Source organism: Streptomyces sp. NPDC045021, assembly GCF_056432645.1.
In genome coordinates this window covers 49,532-67,849 of sequence record NZ_JBWKIQ010000012.1, presented here as the reverse complement: position 1 = coordinate 67,849, position 18,318 = coordinate 49,532, and the positions used below count along the sequence as shown (strand labels likewise).

Below are 18,318 nucleotides of genomic sequence, written 5' to 3'. Positions count from 1 at the left end.
CGCCGGAAGGCTGGCGCGTCGGCGAGGGGTCCGACGAAATGGGGCCGCCGCAGTTTGACAGCACGACAGCGAGAGCCGCCACGCCGAGAGCAACCCGAGACGTCGACAGGACCATAATTCGTCTAGATCTCACCTGCTGTCGTTGGCCTCCTAAATCCGCAGATATTTCTCTTTTGCCACCCCAGGTGTTCCCAGATCGGCAGCGCATTCTCATCTCATTCCTCTCGTTCTCCAAGTTGTGCGGGATGGAGGCGGCGGCGCACCGCTCGCGCGAGGCCGTTGCTCCTTCATGTCAGAGCCCACAGCCGTATGGTTCTGTCACCACTCGCGGTGGCCAACGTGCGGCCGTTGTAGCTGAAGGCCACCGAGAAGACGACGTGCGAGTGACCCATTAGCGGTCCTCCGATCGCAACCGGCCTGGTGGGATCGCTCACGTCCCACAGAAGAATTGTCGCGTCGTAGCTTGTGCTAGCCAGCGTGTTTCCGTCGGGACTGAATGCCACGGACGTGACGACAGCAGTGTGACCTTGCAGCGGCGGGCCCAGAGGCTCCGGCTGAACGGAGTTGTTCAGGTTCCACAGGCGCACAGTCTTGTCGCTACTGGCACTTGCCAAAATCAGACCCTTCGGACGGAAGGTCACCGCATTGACGATGTCGGTATGACCGGAAATGGGCTGCCCGGCCGGATTCGGTCCGGCGGACTTTCTCATGAACCAAAGGCGGATTGCTCCGTCCTCGCTACCGCTTGCCAGCAGATTCCCTTGCGGAGCGAAGGCGACGGAGCGGACAACATCGTTGCTACCGCGCTGGTTCGGCATGACGGACGGGGATGCGACGAGCGCTCGATCCGTCGTGTTCCATACGCGGACGGTCGTGTCGTCGCTACCGCTCGCCAACGTACGGCCGTCAGGAGAGAATGACACCGCGTTCACGGCACCGGCGTGCCCGGACAACGCCTGCCCGATCTCCGTGGTGTGCGCGGGGTCAGCCGTATTCCAGAGCCGGATGGTCGTGTCGTCGCTGCCGCTGGCCAATGTGCGGCCGTCAGGAGCGAACGCCAGCGATTCAATATGGTTCACCTGGCCGGTGAGGGAAGGCCCCAACGGCCGGGCATGCGTGGGGTCGCGCACATTCCACAGGCGGATGGTTCTGTCCCAACTCCCGCTGGCCAGCGTGCGCCCGTCCGATCTGAAGGCCAGCGAGACCACTAGGTCCGTGTGTCCGGTGAGCGGTGGTTCAATCGGAGCAGCAGAATGCACTGGATACGGAGTGACACTGCGAGGGCGCACAGACACCAGGTCCGATGGGGGTGATTTCCGATCGTTCTCCAGGAGGAGAAACATCCCTCCCGTCCCCGTGGCCAGGACTGCCGCCGCGGACCCGATCAGGAGCTTTCGCCGCGGCAGAAGGACTCTCGGCTGATCCGTAGCATCAGGAGGGTGACCTGGAGAGACCGCCTCGATGGCGCCCTTCACCGGCCTCGCTGCCGCATCGACCGCGCTCCCCGCTTGCTCAGCCACCAACGCACCTGGCGCCTCGGCGAACTGCACCTTCGCCACCGCCGGGGATGGCGACTGCGAGCGAGCCGGATCGGGACTCAGCGCCGAGGCCATGGGCGGGCCGTTGTCCGCTGCGGCTAACAGGAGGCGTTTGAGGGTGGTGTAGGAGCGGTGTGCCGCCGAGTCCGGGCGCACGATGGTGAAGTGGTCACCGGGCAGAACCGACGCATCGGGGAATGTGTCGCGCGCCGAGGCCGGAGTCACCACGCCGTCGCTCTCCCCAGCATAGACCGAAAAGGGAATCGGGCACGTCCGGTCAGAGATCTCGCGAGCGTTCACAATATCGCGCAATACCGTGCGCCGGGTATCGGCGATTTGCTCGTCAAAGGGCCTTAGCTGTCGCTCCTGAGGATTCGATCGCAACACACCGCGTCGGAGCAGTAGGCCCAGTTGTGAGCCGGTATTCGGGCAAGCCAGCAGCACCGCTCTCCGAATACGACCGAGATCTCGTCCACGCCCTTCAGCCAGCATACGGGCGAGGAAGCGCTGTACGACCAGTCCGCCTTGGCTGTGGCTGACCAACACGAGACTCTCGAAATTCCTGGCTTCGGTGTCCAAGAACTCCTTCAGGCTGTCGGCCACCGTGTCGAAGGATGGGATCCTTCGCAGAGGGTTCGGCTGTGTCAACTTCGTGGCATATCCGAACCGGAGGATCGCGACTCCGAACAAATCAGCGTCGGCGGCCATCAAACGCGTGAACGAGTCCCACATCCCCGGCGATGATCTGAAACCGTGAACGAAGACCACGCCCAGCACCACGCCGCCCTTCCCGCACATCCTTGCTCGCGTTCGGATACCCCAGACTACTGACGTCCGCAGGCAGGGCGCGTGCAACCTCCGAAATTCCACCGAGGAAGCTACTCAACTTGATCGGGTGATGTCGGGGCTGTTCGGCTGACAGTGAGCCTTCCCAGTAATGATTTTGCGTGATCGTTCGGATGGTGCGGTCGTACTCGAATTGGAGCAGGACGAGGGCTGCGGCGGCAATCTTCGGGATGCGGCTGGGGTCGAGGCCGACCGGCGCAGGGCCTTGAAGGTGGTCTTGAGCAGGGAGTTGGCGCGCACGCAGACGCCGCGGATGACCCTGTTGTAGGTCTACTGGACCTCGGTCAGTTCACCTCCGGCGGGCCTTCTGTGCGAGTGACGGAAGCCGTCGTCGGCGTTCTCGTAGCCGAGGTCGACCAGAGTCGGCATCTCCAGATCGGCGGCGATGCGGTCGAGGTGGTCGATGAGGCCGTGGTGGCGGGCGCAGGTGGTGTCGTGCTCCGTGCCCGGGCGGACTGGTGAGACCCAGAGCGGCCAGCCGTCCGGGGTTGCGACGACCTGCACGTTCCCGCCCCGGTGCTTGTGCTTTCCGGACCACCAGAGGTCTGCGCCGTGGGGGCCGGGGCTGGAGACGTGGTCGGTGCGGATGACGGTGCCATCGAGGTTCAGGCGCGTCAGCCCCCGGCCTCTTTCGCACGCTCCAGCGTGGTGGCCAGGTCAGGCACCCCGGCGGCCAGAACGGTCAACCCTTCGTGGAGATAACGATAGGCGGTGGCGGTCGACAGGCCGTTTTCTCCGGCGAGTTGAGCAAGACGTGAGCCGTCGATGAACCAGTGCAGGACGAGCAGCGCTGACGGAAGCAGCCCAGCGCCCGCTGGCCCTTGCGAGTCCTGGCCGCGATGCGGTGCTCGCGCAGCAGCTGGGCCAGGTGCTCGGCGGTGGACCGCTTCACATCGAGCACGGCGGTGCATGTGACACTGGTCGACATGTGAGGCCCCTCGGTCGGAACAATCTGTCGCAAGATCGTTCCTGCCAGGGGCCCTGCGCCTTCCCGGACTTGGTGGCCACACGGCCCGCAGCATCCCGATCACAGCGAGCGATGACCCATTACTGGGAACGGCTCGCTACCCCGGCCGATCGCGGCAACGGGCGTGATGGCAGACCTTTACGGCTGAGGACAGTTACCAGGCACAGCACCAGTGGGTACTTATCAGGTAGCGGCGACGGCGGCGGACCCGGCGCGGATTAGGGGCCTCATCGGGTACCCGTGCGCGTTGGCCGGCGCTTGAGGGGCATGAGGGTCGACGTCTTCGCGATGGCGAGCGACGGCGTCGACCAGCGAAAGTGACACGCGCGCCCCCGCACACTGCAGCCGTTTAGGTAACTGCCAAGCCCCAAGAGCTTGCCAGCAAGCAACCCGGGATCCTTCCCAAACGCCCGTACGAAGTATCTCGAGGGGACTGGACTGCGAACTGCGGCGCTTTGGGCATGTCGAAGTGAACAAACTTGTCGAATGCGGGCCAGAAACAAGATCATGAGGGTACGCCGAATAGCGACTACCTCATGTGACAGCACATCAGCGCCGTGTCTGGCACGACCGGCCGGGCGGTTCCTTCGCTGGTCATCGGGGGGTGTGTGGTCCGAGGTCTCGGACGGTTTGGGCGAAGGCGCGGATGAGGTCGGTTTCGGTGCTGGTGCGCCATATCGCTGCGTACGGCAAGGGATCCATGTCCCGGACGGGCAGGTAGGCGATGTCGGGCCGGGCCCAGTAGCGGAGCATGTGGTCGGGAAAGAGGTTGACGACCTCGCCCGTGCTGATCAGGGCGAAGATTTCCTCGGTGTTGTGCACGAGGGGGCCGCGTTTGATCGCGCGGCCTTGGTGTGTGTGGGACGGTACGAAGCCGTCGCACCAGTACTGCGGCGCGTCGATGTCGCAGTGTTGGAAGTCGGCGAGCACCTCCAGGGAGACCGTGGTGTGCCGCGCGAGTTCGTGGTCGGCGGCCACGGTCAGCACCCGGTGCTCGGCGAACAGGACGGGTCCCACGGTGAGATCAGGTTCCTCGACGGGCAGCCAGGCGACCAGGACGTCGATGTCCCCGCGGCGCAGACCGGCGAACGGGTCCACGAAGGATGCGTACCGGATCCGCAGCCCCCACTGCGGGTGACGGGAGCGGAAGGTGTCCCAGTAGGGGCGCAGGTCATGCGCGTTGATGGAGACCATGCCGACGCGGAGCACGGCGTCGACGCCACAGGCGGCCAGACGGGCCCGCTCAAGGCTGTCGCGCAGACTCGCATAGACCGGGCGCAGGTCGTCGCGGAGTTGCCGGCCGACGGGGGTCAAACGCACCTGGCGGCGGTTGGATCGGTCGAACAGGAGGGCGCCGAGGCGGCGTTCCTGCTGGCTGATCACCTGGCTGACCCGCGCCTGCGACACATGCAGCCGGGCGGCGGTCCGGCCGAAGTGCAGTTCCTCGGCCAGGGTCAGGAAGATCTCGATGTCGCGTAGTTCCATGGCCACCTACTCCGGTCTCATAAGCCGCGCATTATGGCGTTCATACGGGATCTGGCGTTGATGCAGGTAGTGCCGCCGCTGCAAGGTTGAGGACGTCCACACCAGTGAAGGAGAGCGATCATGCACGCGCGGATGACGAACCCGGCCTATGTGCTGCCCGACGGGATGAAGGGCATCGGTGCCATTTTCAAGGCCATTAATCAGGGCGGCATTTCCCCCGAACTGCAGGAGGTCGTCGGGCTGCGCGCCAGCCAGATCAACGGCTGCTCGGCGTGCGTGCACGCCCACAACCAGAACCTGGCGAAGGACGGGGTGAGTGCCGAGCGGATCGCGGCGATCGCCGCCTGGCGGGAGGCCCCGTTCTTCAGTGACGCCGAGCGGTCCGCGCTGGAGCTGACCGAGGTCGTCACCCGGCTGGCCGACCGTTCCACCGACGCCGTCAGCGAGGAGCTGTGGGACCAAGTCGCCGACCACTACGACGAGAAGCAGCTGTCCGCGCTGATCCTGCTGATCGGCGTGACCAACATGTTCAACCGGCTCAACGCCGCCATCAAGGAACCGGCGGGCACCACGTGGGGCTGACCTGAGCAGACCTGATACGACCGCGACCAGACTCGGCCTGAGGAGAAGACCGTGAGCGACACACTCGACATGACGGCGATGTATGCGATGCACGACGCATTGCGGCGAGAAGGCGAACACCTCGCCCGCATCGCCACCCGCGTCGACAGCGATCCCGCGACCGTCCTGCGCACCGCCGCCGGCTGGCACCTGTTCACCACGTCCTTGCGTGTCCACCACACCGCTGAGGACGACGCGCTGTGGCCGGCGCTGCGTCAGTCCCTGGCTCAGCGGCCCGACGAACTGGCGCTGCTGGAGGCGATGGAGGCCGAACACGTCGCTATAGACCAGGTCATCGAGGCGATCGACGCGGCCCTGGCGGATCCCGACTGTGCGCGGGGCCGGCTCGGCGACCTCACCGACTCCTTGGTCATCGGCCTGAACGGACACCTCAAGCACGAGGAGGACCAGGCCCTGCCCCTGATCCAAGCGGTCGCGACCCCGCAGCAATGGGCCCACTTCGGCCAGGTCCACGGCCAGCGGATCGGCCCCGACGCTCCCCGGATCCTGCCCTGGCTGCTGGACGGCGCCGGCGAGCAGAGCGTGGCTGCGATCCTCGCCCCGCTCCCCGAACCGGCGCGCGCCGCCTACACCGCCCAATGGCAGCCCGCCTACGCGGCCCTGGACCGCTGGAGCCCCGACAGCGCCACGTGAGAAACGGGGTTCCTTCGGTGGTAGGTGAGTGGGCCCGGGGGCTGCCCCCCCGGGCCGGCTTGCTGTCACGGGGCCGGAGGCGGTGCGTAGCGGGGGTCGCGGTCGCCGGAATAGATGACGGTCATGGTCAGGCGGGCGGGGCCGGGGCCGGGGTTGCGGTAGACGTGGTCGCGGTCGCCGCGCATGCGCAGGGCGTCGCCTGCTTCGAGGGTGAAGTCGGCGCCGCCGACCTCGACCTCGAGCCGCCCCTCGTAGAGGTGGAGCAGTTCCCGTGTCCCGGGGGGATGTGCGGGGGAGCCCATTTCGTCATCCTCGGCGATGAGGAAGTCCCACAACTCGATGAAGGGGGCTTGGCCGTCGTTGACGAGCAGCCGCCCCACGCCGTGTTGTCCGGCGCGGTGGACCTCGGCGTCGGCCGCGCGCACCACCTGGCCGAGTTCCTCGGGCGGCTCGACGAGACGGCCGATCGAGGTGCCCAGGGTGGCGCTGATCCGCGCGAGCGTGGCGACGCTGGGGTTGGTGCGGCCGGTCTCGATCTGCTGCAGCATCCCCCGGCTGACCCCTGACCGCGAGGCGAGGTCTTCCAGCCGCCAGCCGCGCGCCCGCCGCATCGCGCGCAGGTTCGCCGCCAGCGTCCGTCCGACGATCTCAGCCGGGTCCTCCATTGACACCACCTCCCAGTGCGTCCACTATACCGGATCAGAAACAAGTATATTGGTTCTGGCTCGATGGAGGCCCTGCCATGAAGACGATCTCCCACTCGATCGACATCAACGCCCCGGCTGCGGAAGTCTGGAAGGTGCTCACCGACCTGGCCGCCTATCCGGACTGGAATCCCTTCATCCGCGAGGCGTCCGGCGAGGTCGAGGTCGGAGGGCGGCTCAGCTTGAGGATGTTCCCCGTCGACGGGAAGCCGGTGATGTTCCACCCTCGCGTCCTGGCCGCCGACCCGGGCTTGGAACTGCGCTGGATCGGCCACTTCGTCATGCCCGGCATCTTCGACGGCGAGCACCGCTTCACGCTCACCACCACCGCGACCGGCGGCACCCAGCTCGTGCAATCTGAGAAGTTCTCCGGCCTGCTCGTCCCCTTCCTCGGCAAGACGATCTCCGCCACCCGGCAGAACTTCGCCGCCCTCAACCAGGCCCTCAAGGTCCGCACCGAAAGCAGCCCAAAGTCGAACTCCGCACCGCAGCCCACGACAGCCGACCGGCCCGTGTAGCGGGACACACGCCTACCGGAACGGCCGAGCAGGATCGATGCCCTGGGCCTGGCCACAGGCCGGGCATCGGTCCTGCTGGGCGGACTCGCTGTGCTCCTGATGGTCGAACCAGGCCCCCACATATACGCCGTTCCCGGGCGCCGGAGCGATCCGGTCCCGCCCTGCAGGACATCTTCCGGGTCGAGTCGGCGCAGCGCCTTGCCGTTGTCCTCCAAGACCAGCAGGGTCGCATCGTGCGCGGCGCGCCGGCGGGCGCGCCCGGCCGCGGGGCGGGCCAGTGTGGCGCGGGCCTGCTCGGCCGCCTCCGCCGGGGTGGCCGCGATCATCGCCAGCACCCGGCCCTTGGCGGACCAGCCGGCACGCGTACGCGGCGGCAGCCGTCCGGCGCGTTGGACCGGCCGACGCCGTTCCGCCTGCATTCCCGCAAGCCGGAGATTGCGTGGAGAACGCCAGTAGTTCCAGGCCGGCCCGCACCAACTGTTCCGGCGCCACGTTGGCCCGTCCGCCGGGTTGTCCTTCGACGCGACCTCGGCCCGAATCGCCTCCTCGGCCACCTTGCGGGCCCGCCCGGCGTCGTACGGCACCCCCACCCGCTCGCTCATCAGCGACCGCCTGCAGGCCGGCCCGCGCCGGGTCGGTGGCCTCTACCGGTTCGGCACGCACGGTGCTGTGGACGATGTCCTCGACATCGAGCGCGGACCGTGCCAGAAGTGGACGATCGGGCAGATCACCATCCGGTGAACCGCAGACGGCCGCGGCACCGCGCACGGCACCGGCTGGGCTCCCCGGCGGGGAAAAGCCGGGGAGCCGGCTCCGGCAGCCAAGGACGATCCACCATCAGTGGCCCGCGCCCCCGCCGCCTGCACCGCAGTGGTGCGGGCGGATCGGTCAGATTGCGCTGCGGCGCCACGGCTTGTCGTACGAGCCACCGCAGCCACGGCAGGTCGCGGTGTAGACGGCGCTGGCGGGCGTCATCTGCTCGGCGGGCTCGGCTGGGTGCGGCTGTCCAAGGATGACCGCGGTCAACTCCGGTTCCGCGCATGAGCACGGGCCGCCCGTACGCCGGGGCACCGGGCGGGCTCGGCGGGGTGCCGGCACTGCGGCTGTCTTGGCAGGCGCCGTCGACAGGTGTTCCATTCGCCAGCCCTCGATGGGGACCTTGCGCCGACGTCGGGTGTTGCGGTCGAAACGCTGCTGCTCGGCGGCCGTCTCGAACAGCAGCAGCATCCCCGCCAGCAGCAGGAAAGCCTCACGACGTACGAGTCTGGACACGGGGGACAGGACTGCGACAGGGGTGCCGTCCGGGCCGATCAGGAGCGTTCCGCCGCCCCACCGCCATTCGGTGGTGCTCATCGCGACCGCCACGTCGATGTGGTGCTCGCGGGCCATGTACTGCACGGCCTGCGCAACGCCGGGCCGGCGCATGAGTTTGCTGTGCCACTGGGCCCCGGCGGGCCCGAGATTCGCGCGGCGCGCATCCGCCTCGGCGGCAGCGGCCCGCTCCAGCGCGGCGCGGCGGGAAGCGGCGTTCCTCCGGTCGATCCCGGCCCGCTTGATCGCCGCCTTCTCCTGGAACCGTACCCGGCGCTCCTCCAGCTCCCGCTGCCGCTTCTCCTCCTCGACCAGGTAGGCCTCCTCGGCCACCGTGTACTGAGGTGCCGTCCATACCTGAGCGAGCTGACGCTGCGGGTAAGGCAGATGCCGACGCGGAGCGTGCGGGGTGACCTTGCCGGTGAACACCCAGCGCAGGAAGTCGGCGACGGGCACGTGCGGCGCCGCAACCCACCCGCCCTGGGCGAATTTCACCAGGCCCTCGGCGACGACGACACCGCCGTTCGTGGTGGCCAGCCGCAAGGAGGGCACGGTTCCCAGCCAGGGCGGGCGGGCCCGGTCGCTGAACCAGCAGCAGGTCACGCCGTGCGCGCGCATCCGCTCGGTGCGTTCGGTGATGTCCCCGGCGGTGATCGGTGAGAGCTGGGCTTCCAGCGCCATCCGCCACCTCCCGGCCGGGTCGCTCGCCAGCACGTCCGCCCGCCACGAGCCATCCGGCGCCCGCACCTCCAGCTCCGCGTGCGCTCCGGCCTGACGTGCGGCACCGAGGAGTTCGAGCTTGAGGAGGTGGTGGGCCTCGGACTCGCCCTGGCGGGCGATCTCGCAGTCGGGGGCCTGCGGGGCGTGGGCGAAGAAGCGCAGGCCCCGTTCGGAGATCTTCGCGTACATCGGGTGCCGGCACTCCACGCAGGCGATCGGGGCGGGTGGGCGAACCTTCCACACCGCCTCCCACGTCTGCCCGCACCCAAGGTCCGGCAGGTGCGAGAACACGGTTCCCCACTCGGCGTGCACGGCCCGGAATGCCATCCGCCCCTCCCCAGTCGGTGATCACCTCATAGTGTCGCGGTGGCCACTGACATTGCTACTCGTAGCGGGTTCCGCGCACGAAGCGGACTCGGATGATCGGGGCCAAGCGACAGCGGGTCGTGCTCTGCTCCACTCGAACAAGCCGCTGTCAGCCGCTGGCGAAGGCGGACAGGAGGACGCCACCGTCGCCGCGTTGGTTCGCGTGGCTGGCGCCCGGTGTGCCATCGAGGAGTGCTCTCGGGCCGCCAAGAACGAATGCGGCCTGGACCAGTACGAAGTCCGTCGCTATGTCGGCTGGTATCGCCACATCACCCTGGCCATGCTCGCGCATGCCTTCCTGGCCGCGATGACCGCCCACGCCCTCGAAATGGGGGCCGAACAATCGCTTCGAACGGCCTCGTTGCCCTCGCCGTGGCAGAAATCCGACGGCTCCTGGACCTTGCCCATCCCCCCGCAACCCGGCACCAGTCACCCACGGGCCGATTCCACTGGTCATGCTGGCGCCGACGCCACCAGGCCATCGTCCGGCGCTACCACTACCGGCGCCGCACGCGCCCCGATCGGATGAGTCACGAACCACCGCTATTCTGACGGAGCATCAGCTCGCTAGACTCCAAAAGAGCCTGCAACCAGGGCAAATGGAGGACCACGCCTGGAGTACTAGTGATCAACGAAGCCACCTCAACGCTCTTCGGTGTGCCGTAAGTGCCGTAAGCGCAATTGTGGTTGGGGGGCGGCAATGGCTCGAATTGTTGCGGTGCACGGTGTCGGCCAGCAGGTGCTGGGCGAAGAGGCGCTGCTGAAGGACTGGTGGCCCGTGCTGCATGATGGGCTGCGACGCGCGGGCGGCCGGCAGTTCGCCCAAAGTGATCGCGATGGCGTTCTATGGTGACGTCTTTCGTTCGCCGGCGCGGACGCTCGCGGTCGGTGAGCCGCCCACCGCCGCCGACGTCGCGCCGGGTCTGGAAGAAGAGTTGCTGATGGCGTGGTGGGCCGAGGCGGTCGTCGCCGCCGCGTTCGCCGCCTCCGCGAGCTGGTAGCTGCTGCTCGCCTCGGGCGGCGCGCTGCTGGGCCGCGCGCCGACCGGCCCGCGCGGCCGACTACTCACCGCATTCGGATCCTCCGCCCTGGTCGCCGGGCTCGCCGTCCGATTACTGGCGGGCTGACCAGCGGAAATCGTCGGAGCGCCAGATCGACGGACCAACACCCGTTTACGCCTGATTCCTACCTTGTATCCTGGTTCTGTATTCGCTGAGTTACATTCGCGACGGGTCTCTCCGCCACTGCGCGCGTCTGACCGCCACTGCGGAAAGAGCCGCCGCAGGGCCCCGCCGGTCCGCCCGACCGTCTCGGGCGCGGCCGACGACGTTGGCACCGACCGTGAGGTGTGCGGACATGGTTGAGCGGGACGGCACCGCGAGGCGGGGGCGGCTGAGCCGGCCGCTGGTGCTCGACGCCGCCGTGGCACTGGTCGACCGCGAAGGCCTGGCCGCGCTGACCATGCGCAGGCTGGCCACCGAACTGGGCGTCGAGTCGATGGCCCTGTATCGCTATACCCCGGGCAAGGAGGCCCTGCTCGACGGCCTGACCGAGGCATACGCCACCGAGGTCAACAGCCGACTGCGGACCAGCGCCTCGGACGACCCGCCCGGGCCCGGGCGACGCCGCCCGGAACAGCGTGCGACCGACCGGCGCCGGCCCGAGTGGCGGCTGGAACTGCGCCGGATCGCCCGGGCGTTCGCTGCCGTCGCGAACGCCCACCCGGAGATCCTGCCGCTGGTCGCGACCCGTCCGCTGACCGTCCCCGTGGCGCGGCGGCCGGCGCCGGTGCTCGAACTCACCGAGCACATCCTCGCCGTGCTCGGGCGAGCCGGCTTCGACGACGCGACCGCGCTGACCGTCTACCGCGCCTTCGTCGCCTGGAACCTCGGCTGCCTGCTGATGGACAAGCGCCAGGTGGTCGACAACCCGGAGGAGCCGGACCCGGCCCTGCGGCTGGGCCTGCACCGGCTGCCCGCCGCCGAGTACCCGCGGCTGCGCGCCCTGGTGCCCCGCTTCGCCGACTTCGACGGCGAGGAGGAGATGATCCGCGGCCTCGACAGCCTGCTGGACGGAATGCCGCAGCCGCCCCTTGACGCGTTCTATGGCGACGACGCATCCTGAGGATACGAGGTACATGTCGGACATATCCGTTCAGATTGGCGCCGCCGGGCGAGCCGCCGGAGACCGCTCCGGCCACGCTCTGACGGCGCCCGGAAGAAGCTCCCCATGTCCGCCGTTCCGAACGAACCGCACGACGACATCCTGCGCCTCCACGTCACCGCCAAGGACCTGGAGGCCCTGCGCGCGCTGCTGCGCGAGACCCGCTCCGACGTCGGCGGACGCCCGCACGTCGACAAGGACGGCCGCATCGGCATCGATGTCTACGCCACGGCCGACCGGATCCCGGACCTCGAACGCGAGGGTGTCACGGTCACCCGGACGGGCAACGCCAGTGAGGCCGGGCGCGCCGCCCAGGCCGAGGTCGGCAGCGGCGACCGGTTCGCCCCCGCCGACGCCGTCCCGCGCGGCCTGGCCGCCAAGCTCGCCGATTGACCCGGGAGGCCCGTCATGCCGTACCTGAACGTCATCGAGGTCGAGTCCGCCGTAGCCAGCCTGGCCGCCGCCTATCCCGACCTGACCCAGCTCGTCCAGCTACCCGAGAACTCGTTCGAGGACCGCACCGCCCACGCCCTGCTGATCGGTGAGCCCGCGGCGACCCCCAAGCCGTGCGTCATGATGATCGGCGGCGTCCACGCCCGTGAATGGGGCAGCTGCGAGATCCTCATCCATCTCGCCGCCGACCTGTTGGAGGCCCACCGCGACGGTACCGGCCTCGGCTACGGGGGCACCACCTTCACCGCAGGCCAGGTCAGCGGCCTGCTCCATCGGCTCGACCTGGTGCTCTACCCGTTGGTCAACCCCGACGGCCGGCACTACAGCCAGACCGTCCGGCCGATGTGGCGCAAGAACCGCAACCCGGCCAACGCCGGCGGCAACCCGCACCCGGACTGCGTCGGAATCGACCTCAACCGCAACTACGACTTCCTCTTCGACTTCGTCACCGCCTTCGACCCGAACGCCGACGCCCAGGTGTCGGCCGACCCGTGCGACCCGATGGTCTACGCCGGCCCGGCCGCGTTCTCCGAACCGGAGACCCGCAACGTCCGCTGGCTGCTGGACCAGCTCCCGCAGACCCAGTGGTTCGTCGACGTGCACAGCTACTCGCAGGACATGCTCTACAACTGGGGCGACGACGAGAACCAGTCGGTCGACCCCGACATGAACTTCCGCAACTCCGAGTACGACGGCAAGCGCGGCCGACCCAACGACCACCTCACGTACTCCGAGTACATCCCCAAGGACGACGAGGACGCCGCCGTGCAGCTCGCCGAGGCGTTCTGCCAGGGCGTCAACGGCGTACGCGGCCTCGAGTACAAGCCGATGACCGGCTTCCACCTGTACCCCACCAGCGGGACCAGCGACGACTACGTCTACTCCCGCAACTTCGCCGACCCAGGCCAGGGCAAGGTACTCGGCTTCACCGTCGAGTGGGGAACCGAATTCCACCCGCGGTGGGCGGAGATGAAACAGATCGTCCTCGACGTGGACGCCGGGCTGGTGCAGTTCTGCCTGGCCACCGCCTGACCCACCCCAAGCCACAGTAGCCACAGTGCCCGACAGCAGGGCGCCCGCCACGACCGGTCGTGGCGGGCGCCTTGGGCTGTGGGCACTGCGGGTCGGGTGCGTGCTGCGTGCTCAGGCAGCCCGGTGGAAGTGCTCAGGCCGTGTGCGTGCTCAGGCAGCCCGGTGGAAAAAGAACGGGTCGATGGACGGCGGCACTCGGGTCACGGTGTCCGTACTGAGCAGTTGGTGGGTGGTGAAGTTGGCGTTGCGCTGGTATGTCACGCCGACCGGGAAGTTGGCCAGGTCGGGGGTGTTGTTGCCGGAGAAGATCCCGTAGAAGTCCTTCCCGACGGTGATCATCCGCAGGTAGTCGCCGAGGAACGGCAGGTTGAACCCCGCCGGCGGGACGTCGCCCGGAGCCTGGTGCAGCACCTGCCTCTCCACGGTCGCGAAGTCGTCGCCGGTCAGCTCCAGCACGGTCGACCACTGGTTGTGGACCAGCTGCTGGTGGAGCAGCCCGACCAGGCCGTCGGAGTTGACCGCCAGCGCCGGGTTCTTGCCGTTGACGATGTCCTGGTGCGGTGCGGTCCAGGTATGCCCGCGGTTCGCCGAGTGCCGGATGTGCAGCACGTAGTCCGTGGGGGCGGTGCCGCCGTGATTGTCGCACCAGGCGATCCACGCGCTGTTGGAGTCGGTCTGGTCGACCGCGATCGCCAGGTCAGCCCCGGTGCGCTCCTGGCCCAGTGTCGGCACCCGCACATTGAACCGCACCCTCAAGCCGGTCTCCACACGCAGGCCGACCTCGCCGTCGCCCGGGTCCAGCAGGTCCTCGAAGGGCTTCTGTCCGATCCCGCCTTTGTCATCGCGGGTCACCACGACGTCGAAGGTGACGACTCCTCCCGTGAAGTCGGTCCAGCGCTGGTACGCGGTGTAGACCGTCCCATCCGGGTGGACGGCGATCCGGATCGGCGGCCCGTCGTGGACTGTGTCGCTGCGCCGGTCGAGCCGGACGGTCTTGAAGTCGGCCTGACCGGCGGCCGTGCGGCCATTCTTCGCCACATCCACGGTAGCGGGTTGGGGCTCAGCGGAGGCGTCGTTGTTGGCGACGTACACCCGGTCGCTGGTGACGCCATTCGCCGCAGCACTGGTGGCGACCACCCAGGGCTGGTCCTCGTCGCCCCGGTCGACGATCTCGGCCATCGAAACGGTCGCGGTGACGTCCGGCATCCGCAGGATCTGCAGGTCACTGGTCTCACCGTTGAGGATGCCGGTGTAAAGCGTGCCTCCATGCCCTCCGAAGCCGACGCTGATGTCCCCGGTGCCACGGCTGCCATTGCCCGGGACGACGCTGTTCAGCACCCAGGTGTCCCCGCCGTCGGTCGAGACGTAGATGGGGGCGAACGGGCCGCCCATCGGATCGGGGGTGAAGGCGCTCGCGACCATCTCCCTCGGATTCTCCGGGTTGACCGCGAGGCTGGGCTCACTGTCCAGGCTCCGGTCGCCGCTCAGCGCTCTGGGGGTGATGTTGACGACCTTGATGGTGGACATGTCGGCTCACGTCCCTTCCTGCAGCACGGCGAGCTTCTGCACCGGCTGGACGTCGTCGTGGTGGAGCAACCGGAACGGCGCGTACACGGCCAGCTCGCCCTCCGTCTCGTGCAGGAGCCACAAGGCTTCCTGCCCAGCCTGCGGGTTGGGCACCTCGCGCCAGCGGATGTCCATGCTGCTCGGATAGAGGAAGGTGCTCGGTCCGGCCTCGAGTACGCCGTGTTCGACGATCGAGATTTCGATGGCGGCCCGCCACCAGTGCGGGGCGTGCTCGGAGAAGTTCGTCAGGCCGAGATCCTCCAGTCCGACCACCGTGCCGACCACGACGGCGTCCGCCTCGGCAGCGTGCGCGGCGATGTCCTGGTTGCGGATCTTGCGCTGCACAGACGAGAAGGGCAGCTCGTCGGCGGAGGTCGCCGCCATCGAAATGTGCCGCAGGACGGCGCTGACCGGCAGCCGGGCCACTTCGACGACACCCAGGCCGTCACCGTAGACCATGCCCTCGGTGAAGAATGCGGCCGCAGCACCGACCTCCATCAGGTCGCCATCGGCCGCCAGTTGGACGGTGACCTCGCCGCCCGCGAGTTGCCGGAAGGCCTCGGGCGCGTGCAGCACCTCGTCCACTCGGACCACAAGCGTTCGTTCGTTGCGGGCCTCGACCGGGATGGCCGCGAGCGAGGTGCCACCGGCCCGGGTGACAGTACCCACGAAGCTCAGCGGGGCCCGCCGGACCAGTTCTGTCAGTTCGTCGTTCGACGATGCCCGTGTCGTATCCGTCATGACGATCTTCCTCCCTCACCGCGCGGCGCGGACCGAGGACGGGTGCGCCCGGCGCCACTCGATCCGGGCACCGAACACACAGGCGGCGGTGACGGCGGCCGCCACTGCGACCACGAGCCACTCCGCCGCGCCGCTGCCGGCGTCCGGGTCGAGGCCGAGGAGTGTCTCGATCCACTGCGGCCACACCAGGGTGAGCAGGAACAGCACTCCGGACAGCCCACCGAGGGCCGTCTCCAGCCAGAAGCGGGGCCGGACCGGATTCGATTGCTGGAAGGGCATCACTGCGCCTCCCCTTCTCCAACCGCCCGAGCAGCGCCATGACGCGGCGCGCGCCGTTCCCGTGCCGCCGCATTGCGGCGGCACGACCCAGCCGGGCCGGCCCGGGTCGGGGGCTGCTCCCGTCGGCGCCGCCGGTCGGGGGCGTGGTCGCCGCGGGAGGGGACTGCTTCGATCCGCAGTGTCGGACTGCGGTGGGAGTGCGCCGGAGGAAGGATTCGCGGGTTACCCTGCGTGCCGGTCCACCTACGCTGTACGCATACGAGGCACACGTACTTCGTATACGAGTCTGCTCGCACCCGGTGAGCAGGTCAAGGAGCCGGCCGCCGCGCCCGCCTCGATCAGCGCGCAGACCTCGCGCGGGTCTGTACGGCCTTCTCTACCGAGGCGGTGACCTCCAGAACCTTGGCCTCGCTTTTCATAAGGCGGATCGAGATGAGGAGGCCATAGAGGTCCTCCAACGCGGCATGGCAATCGTGCGACGCCTTGGCGACCGCCATGGCGAGGCAATTTACTGCAACATTTTAGGACTATGTCGCGGGACGGAAATAGATTCGGTGAGGCTGCGGCCGCCCACGAGGCAGCATATGTAATACTGCACAGCGTCGGCGACCAGCATGGTGAGGCCTCAGCCTTGAACAATCTTGGTTCGGATCTTCAAAGGATGAACAGGCTTGATGAGTCCGCCGATACCCACAGGGAGGCTGCGAAAGCATTTGAAGAGGTTGGCGATCACCACGGAGTGGGTCAGGCACGCTGCAACCTTGGCCTAAGCCTACTGGCGGCAGGGAGAGCTTCGGAGGCCGCAGACGCAGAAGTCCCGGCCGCAGCCTTCTATGCGGAGAGCGATGACCGTCGTGGCGAGAGTTTGGCCCACAACCGACTTGGCCTTTCTCCAACTCTGCTCGGCAGGTACGAACGGGCTATCGATGCCCATAAGAAGGCTCTGAATATATACAATGAAATCGATGATCCCCGCGGACAAGCCGCGCTCTTTTGCATATTGGCGCGCCACTTTGGAAGCTGGGACGGTTCGATGAGGCCGTAGACGCCTTCCAGCAAGCCGCCACCGCCGATTCCGTTGTCGTCGTAGCCCCACTCGCTGTCGCTGGCGAACTTGCCGACCCACGCGTCGCCGTCCGGCTGGTCGAGGGCGACGAGGGAGGTGAGGAGTTCGAAGCGGCTGCGGGCGGCCTGGTAGGGGCGGTCGTCGGGGGCAACGGCGCGTAGGGGTTCACGGATTTCGCGACGGAGCAGTTCGGAGTGCGGGTATTTCCACTTCTTGCCCGGGCTGGGGCGGGAGATCTCGTGGATGCCAGGCGTGTGAAGGACCCGCCAGGGGTTGAGGCAGTAGGCGGCGTTGAGCGGCCGGTTCGAGTTCGAGGGCGAGACGAAGACCGGGTCGGTCAGCAGGCGGTGCAGGAGGCCTTCGCGGCGGGCGAGGATGGCGGACACGCCGATGGTCCAGGTGGCGAGCAGTGCCGGGTAGTGCCGGAGCTCGTCCAAGTTCTCGTAGACCTGCCCGGTGATGGTGGTCTCGCGGACGCGCAGCAGCCGCTGTGCGGCGTTGATCCACTTGTTGTCGTGTGTGCCGTCGTCGTGGAAGACGCCGGTGGCCAGGAGGTGCAGCAGGGTGTCGGTGTCAGCGCGGTAGCCGCTCGCGTTCGCCTGAACGCGGACCACGGGGCGGATTGCGCCAGCATCCACACCGGCACCCCCCCGACCGCAGCCTCGGTGGTCTCAACGACCGATTCAGCGGCTATTCCGGTTGACCGCCAAGGGGTGGGAGCACCTCGAGTTGCTGCAGAAGGCGGAGGTTGTCCTTGTCCGACCACTTCTCGGCGAGGCGGCCGTTCTCGATGCGGTGAATCACCGTGGCTGTCATCTCCATCTGGTTGCCAGTGGCGGGGATCCCCGGGAGGTCGCCGTCTTGCCTACCTCGAGCTGTTAGCCGGGTGGCCACCTTGTCGCCCTCGGCGATTTGGTCCTCGATCTCGTGCGTGCCGGGGGTGGCTTCCCAGAACAGACGGAACGCCTGCTTGAGGCCTTCACGGCCTGGCGGGAAGGGGAACGGTGGAGGGGAGTGGTCGATGTAGTCCTCGGCCACCAGTTCGTCCATCGCGTCAAGGTTGCCTTCGTCGATCTCGCGATAGAAGCGGCGGACCAGGCTCTTGTTGTCCTCGATGGACATTAACGCCTCCTTGCAGGGGCCGCCCCTGGTGTTATTGGGACGAACATGTGCCTGGGGGTAGCATCACCGGTCGATTCCGGTGCCTGGCCCGGACGCGCGGACCGACAGGCTGCGTTCACCCGCATGCCGTATGAGCCGTCGTTGGCTTGACCGGGCCGAATGAGCA

The 18,318-nt window shown here is 68.0% G+C and carries 19 protein-coding genes and 3 pseudogenes; 11 read left to right on the top strand and 11 right to left on the bottom strand.

Annotation, left to right across the window (positions count from 1 at the left end):
• Positions 1 to 287: 287 nt before the first annotated feature.
• From AC07DC_RS30940 to AC07DC_RS30930, 3 genes and pseudogenes are all read right to left on the bottom strand, one after another.
• The gene (locus tag AC07DC_RS30940; protein ID WP_478917794.1) at positions 288 to 2,318 is read right to left on the bottom strand and encodes an alpha/beta fold hydrolase; all 2,031 of its coding nucleotides are present in this window, start codon (positions 2,316 to 2,318) and stop codon (positions 288 to 290) included.
• Between the two features lie 178 nt (positions 2,319 to 2,496).
• Positions 2,497 to 3,312, bottom strand: a pseudogene (locus tag AC07DC_RS30935) (HARBI1 family protein); the annotation flags it as partial.
• 633 nt (positions 3,313 to 3,945) lie between these two features.
• Entirely contained in the window at positions 3,946 to 4,836 is an 891-nt protein-coding gene (locus AC07DC_RS30930) for a LysR family transcriptional regulator (RefSeq protein ID WP_478917793.1), read from the bottom strand.
• A 120-nt stretch (positions 4,837 to 4,956) separates the two neighbouring features.
• Between AC07DC_RS30930 and AC07DC_RS30925 the strand changes: the two genes are divergently transcribed.
• Positions 4,957 to 5,418 carry a carboxymuconolactone decarboxylase family protein gene (locus tag AC07DC_RS30925; protein ID WP_478917792.1) on the top strand — a complete coding sequence of 154 codons (462 nt, stop codon included), beginning with the start codon at positions 4,957 to 4,959 and terminating at the stop codon, positions 5,416 to 5,418.
• A gap of 51 nt (positions 5,419 to 5,469) precedes the next feature.
• Positions 5,470 to 6,111: a hemerythrin domain-containing protein gene (locus tag AC07DC_RS30920; protein WP_478917791.1), complete on the top strand. Its 642-nt coding sequence runs from the start codon at positions 5,470 to 5,472 to the stop codon at positions 6,109 to 6,111.
• A 65-nt stretch (positions 6,112 to 6,176) separates the two neighbouring features.
• On the opposite strand, the gene AC07DC_RS30915 is transcribed toward AC07DC_RS30920, so the two are convergent.
• A complete protein-coding gene (locus tag AC07DC_RS30915; protein WP_478917790.1) occupies positions 6,177 to 6,776 on the bottom strand; it encodes a helix-turn-helix domain-containing protein in 600 nt (199 codons plus the stop codon).
• A 77-nt stretch (positions 6,777 to 6,853) separates the two neighbouring features.
• Between AC07DC_RS30915 and AC07DC_RS30910 the strand changes: the two genes are divergently transcribed.
• Positions 6,854 to 7,333, top strand: a complete 480-nt coding sequence (locus AC07DC_RS30910) for an SRPBCC family protein (protein ID WP_478917789.1) — start codon at positions 6,854 to 6,856, stop codon at positions 7,331 to 7,333.
• Positions 7,334 to 7,843: 510 nt separating this feature from the next.
• Positions 7,844 to 8,074 (top strand): hypothetical protein, encoded by a 231-nt coding sequence (locus AC07DC_RS30905; protein ID WP_478917788.1) that lies wholly within the window; start codon positions 7,844 to 7,846, stop codon positions 8,072 to 8,074.
• Positions 8,075 to 8,221: 147 nt separating this feature from the next.
• Here the strand turns inward: AC07DC_RS30905 and AC07DC_RS30900 are convergent, their stop codons facing one another.
• Positions 8,222 to 9,691, bottom strand: a complete 1,470-nt coding sequence (locus tag AC07DC_RS30900; protein ID WP_478917787.1) for a competence protein CoiA family protein — start codon at positions 9,689 to 9,691, stop codon at positions 8,222 to 8,224.
• Positions 9,692 to 9,872: 181 nt separating this feature from the next.
• Between AC07DC_RS30900 and AC07DC_RS30895 the strand changes: the two are divergent.
• The 6 genes and pseudogenes from AC07DC_RS30895 to AC07DC_RS30870 form a co-directional block, all read left to right on the top strand.
• Positions 9,873 to 10,032 (top strand): annotated as a pseudogene (locus AC07DC_RS30895) (IS701 family transposase); the annotation flags it as partial.
• A 398-nt stretch (positions 10,033 to 10,430) separates the two neighbouring features.
• Positions 10,431 to 10,583, top strand: coding sequence for a hypothetical protein (locus tag AC07DC_RS30890; RefSeq protein ID WP_478917786.1), 153 nt, complete (start codon positions 10,431 to 10,433; stop codon positions 10,581 to 10,583).
• On the top strand, positions 10,567 to 10,731 hold the full coding sequence (locus AC07DC_RS30885; RefSeq protein ID WP_478917785.1) for a hypothetical protein: 165 nt from the start codon (positions 10,567 to 10,569) through the stop codon (positions 10,729 to 10,731). Before AC07DC_RS30890 ends, AC07DC_RS30885 begins: the two co-directional genes overlap by 17 nt.
• Positions 10,732 to 11,086: 355 nt before the next feature.
• A complete protein-coding gene (locus tag AC07DC_RS30880) occupies positions 11,087 to 11,854 on the top strand; it encodes a TetR/AcrR family transcriptional regulator (protein ID WP_478917784.1) in 768 nt (255 codons plus the stop codon).
• Positions 11,855 to 11,959: 105 nt separating this feature from the next.
• On the top strand, positions 11,960 to 12,286 hold the full coding sequence (locus AC07DC_RS30875) for a hypothetical protein (protein ID WP_478917783.1): 327 nt from the start codon (positions 11,960 to 11,962) through the stop codon (positions 12,284 to 12,286).
• 15 nt (positions 12,287 to 12,301) lie between these two features.
• A complete protein-coding gene (locus AC07DC_RS30870; RefSeq protein WP_478917782.1) occupies positions 12,302 to 13,378 on the top strand; it encodes a M14 family metallopeptidase in 1,077 nt (358 codons plus the stop codon).
• 150 nt (positions 13,379 to 13,528) lie between these two features.
• Here the strand turns inward: AC07DC_RS30870 and AC07DC_RS30865 are convergent, their stop codons facing one another.
• From AC07DC_RS30865 to AC07DC_RS30850, 4 genes are all read right to left on the bottom strand, one after another.
• Positions 13,529 to 14,905, bottom strand: coding sequence for a hypothetical protein (locus AC07DC_RS30865; protein ID WP_478917781.1), 1,377 nt, complete (start codon positions 14,903 to 14,905; stop codon positions 13,529 to 13,531).
• 6 nt (positions 14,906 to 14,911) lie between these two features.
• The gene (locus tag AC07DC_RS30860; protein ID WP_478917780.1) at positions 14,912 to 15,685 is read right to left on the bottom strand and encodes a hypothetical protein; all 774 of its coding nucleotides are present in this window, start codon (positions 15,683 to 15,685) and stop codon (positions 14,912 to 14,914) included.
• A gap of 15 nt (positions 15,686 to 15,700) precedes the next feature.
• Entirely contained in the window at positions 15,701 to 15,964 is a 264-nt protein-coding gene (locus tag AC07DC_RS30855) for an ABC transporter permease (RefSeq protein WP_478917779.1), read from the bottom strand.
• A 338-nt stretch (positions 15,965 to 16,302) separates the two neighbouring features.
• Complete coding sequence (locus tag AC07DC_RS30850; RefSeq protein WP_478917778.1) at positions 16,303 to 16,461, bottom strand: hypothetical protein; 159 nt, start codon at positions 16,459 to 16,461, stop codon at positions 16,303 to 16,305.
• Positions 16,462 to 16,493: 32 nt separating this feature from the next.
• Here AC07DC_RS30850 and AC07DC_RS30845 point away from each other — a divergent pair.
• A pseudogene (locus AC07DC_RS30845) lies at positions 16,494 to 16,760 on the top strand (tetratricopeptide repeat protein); the annotation flags it as partial.
• A 35-nt stretch (positions 16,761 to 16,795) separates the two neighbouring features.
• On the opposite strand, the gene AC07DC_RS30840 reads toward AC07DC_RS30845, so the two are convergent.
• Together AC07DC_RS30840 and AC07DC_RS30835 are read right to left on the bottom strand one after the other, a co-directional pair.
• A complete protein-coding gene (locus AC07DC_RS30840; protein ID WP_478918002.1) occupies positions 16,796 to 17,644 on the bottom strand; it encodes a hypothetical protein in 849 nt (282 codons plus the stop codon).
• Positions 17,645 to 17,720: 76 nt separating this feature from the next.
• Entirely contained in the window at positions 17,721 to 18,152 is a 432-nt protein-coding gene (locus AC07DC_RS30835) for an ester cyclase (protein ID WP_478917777.1), read from the bottom strand.
• Between the last annotated feature and the right edge of the window lie 166 nt (positions 18,153 to 18,318).

Excerpts from the sequence above, each read along its gene's own strand:
- AC07DC_RS30930 (WP_478917793.1), bottom strand. The coding sequence starts at position 4,836 with ATGGAACTACGCGACATCGAGATCTTCCTGACCCTGGCCGAGGAACTG.
- AC07DC_RS30925 (WP_478917792.1), top strand. The coding sequence starts at position 4,957 with ATGCACGCGCGGATGACGAACCCGGCCTATGTGCTGCCCGACGGGATG.
- AC07DC_RS30915 (WP_478917790.1), bottom strand. The coding sequence starts at position 6,776 with ATGGAGGACCCGGCTGAGATCGTCGGACGGACGCTGGCGGCGAACCTG.
- AC07DC_RS30910 (WP_478917789.1), top strand. The coding sequence starts at position 6,854 with ATGAAGACGATCTCCCACTCGATCGACATCAACGCCCCGGCTGCGGAA.
- AC07DC_RS30900 (WP_478917787.1), bottom strand. The coding sequence starts at position 9,691 with ATGGCATTCCGGGCCGTGCACGCCGAGTGGGGAACCGTGTTCTCGCAC.
- AC07DC_RS30890 (WP_478917786.1), top strand. The coding sequence starts at position 10,431 with ATGGCTCGAATTGTTGCGGTGCACGGTGTCGGCCAGCAGGTGCTGGGC.
- AC07DC_RS30885 (WP_478917785.1), top strand. The coding sequence starts at position 10,567 with ATGGCGTTCTATGGTGACGTCTTTCGTTCGCCGGCGCGGACGCTCGCG.
- AC07DC_RS30880 (WP_478917784.1), top strand. The coding sequence starts at position 11,087 with ATGGTTGAGCGGGACGGCACCGCGAGGCGGGGGCGGCTGAGCCGGCCG.
- AC07DC_RS30875 (WP_478917783.1), top strand. The coding sequence starts at position 11,960 with ATGTCCGCCGTTCCGAACGAACCGCACGACGACATCCTGCGCCTCCAC.
- AC07DC_RS30870 (WP_478917782.1), top strand. The coding sequence starts at position 12,302 with ATGCCGTACCTGAACGTCATCGAGGTCGAGTCCGCCGTAGCCAGCCTG.
- AC07DC_RS30865 (WP_478917781.1), bottom strand. The coding sequence starts at position 14,905 with ATGTCCACCATCAAGGTCGTCAACATCACCCCCAGAGCGCTGAGCGGC.
- AC07DC_RS30860 (WP_478917780.1), bottom strand. The coding sequence starts at position 15,685 with ATGACGGATACGACACGGGCATCGTCGAACGACGAACTGACAGAACTG.
- AC07DC_RS30855 (WP_478917779.1), bottom strand. The coding sequence starts at position 15,964 with ATGCCCTTCCAGCAATCGAATCCGGTCCGGCCCCGCTTCTGGCTGGAG.
- AC07DC_RS30850 (WP_478917778.1), bottom strand. The coding sequence starts at position 16,461 with ATGGCGGTCGCCAAGGCGTCGCACGATTGCCATGCCGCGTTGGAGGAC.
- AC07DC_RS30835 (WP_478917777.1), bottom strand. The coding sequence starts at position 18,152 with ATGTCCATCGAGGACAACAAGAGCCTGGTCCGCCGCTTCTATCGCGAG.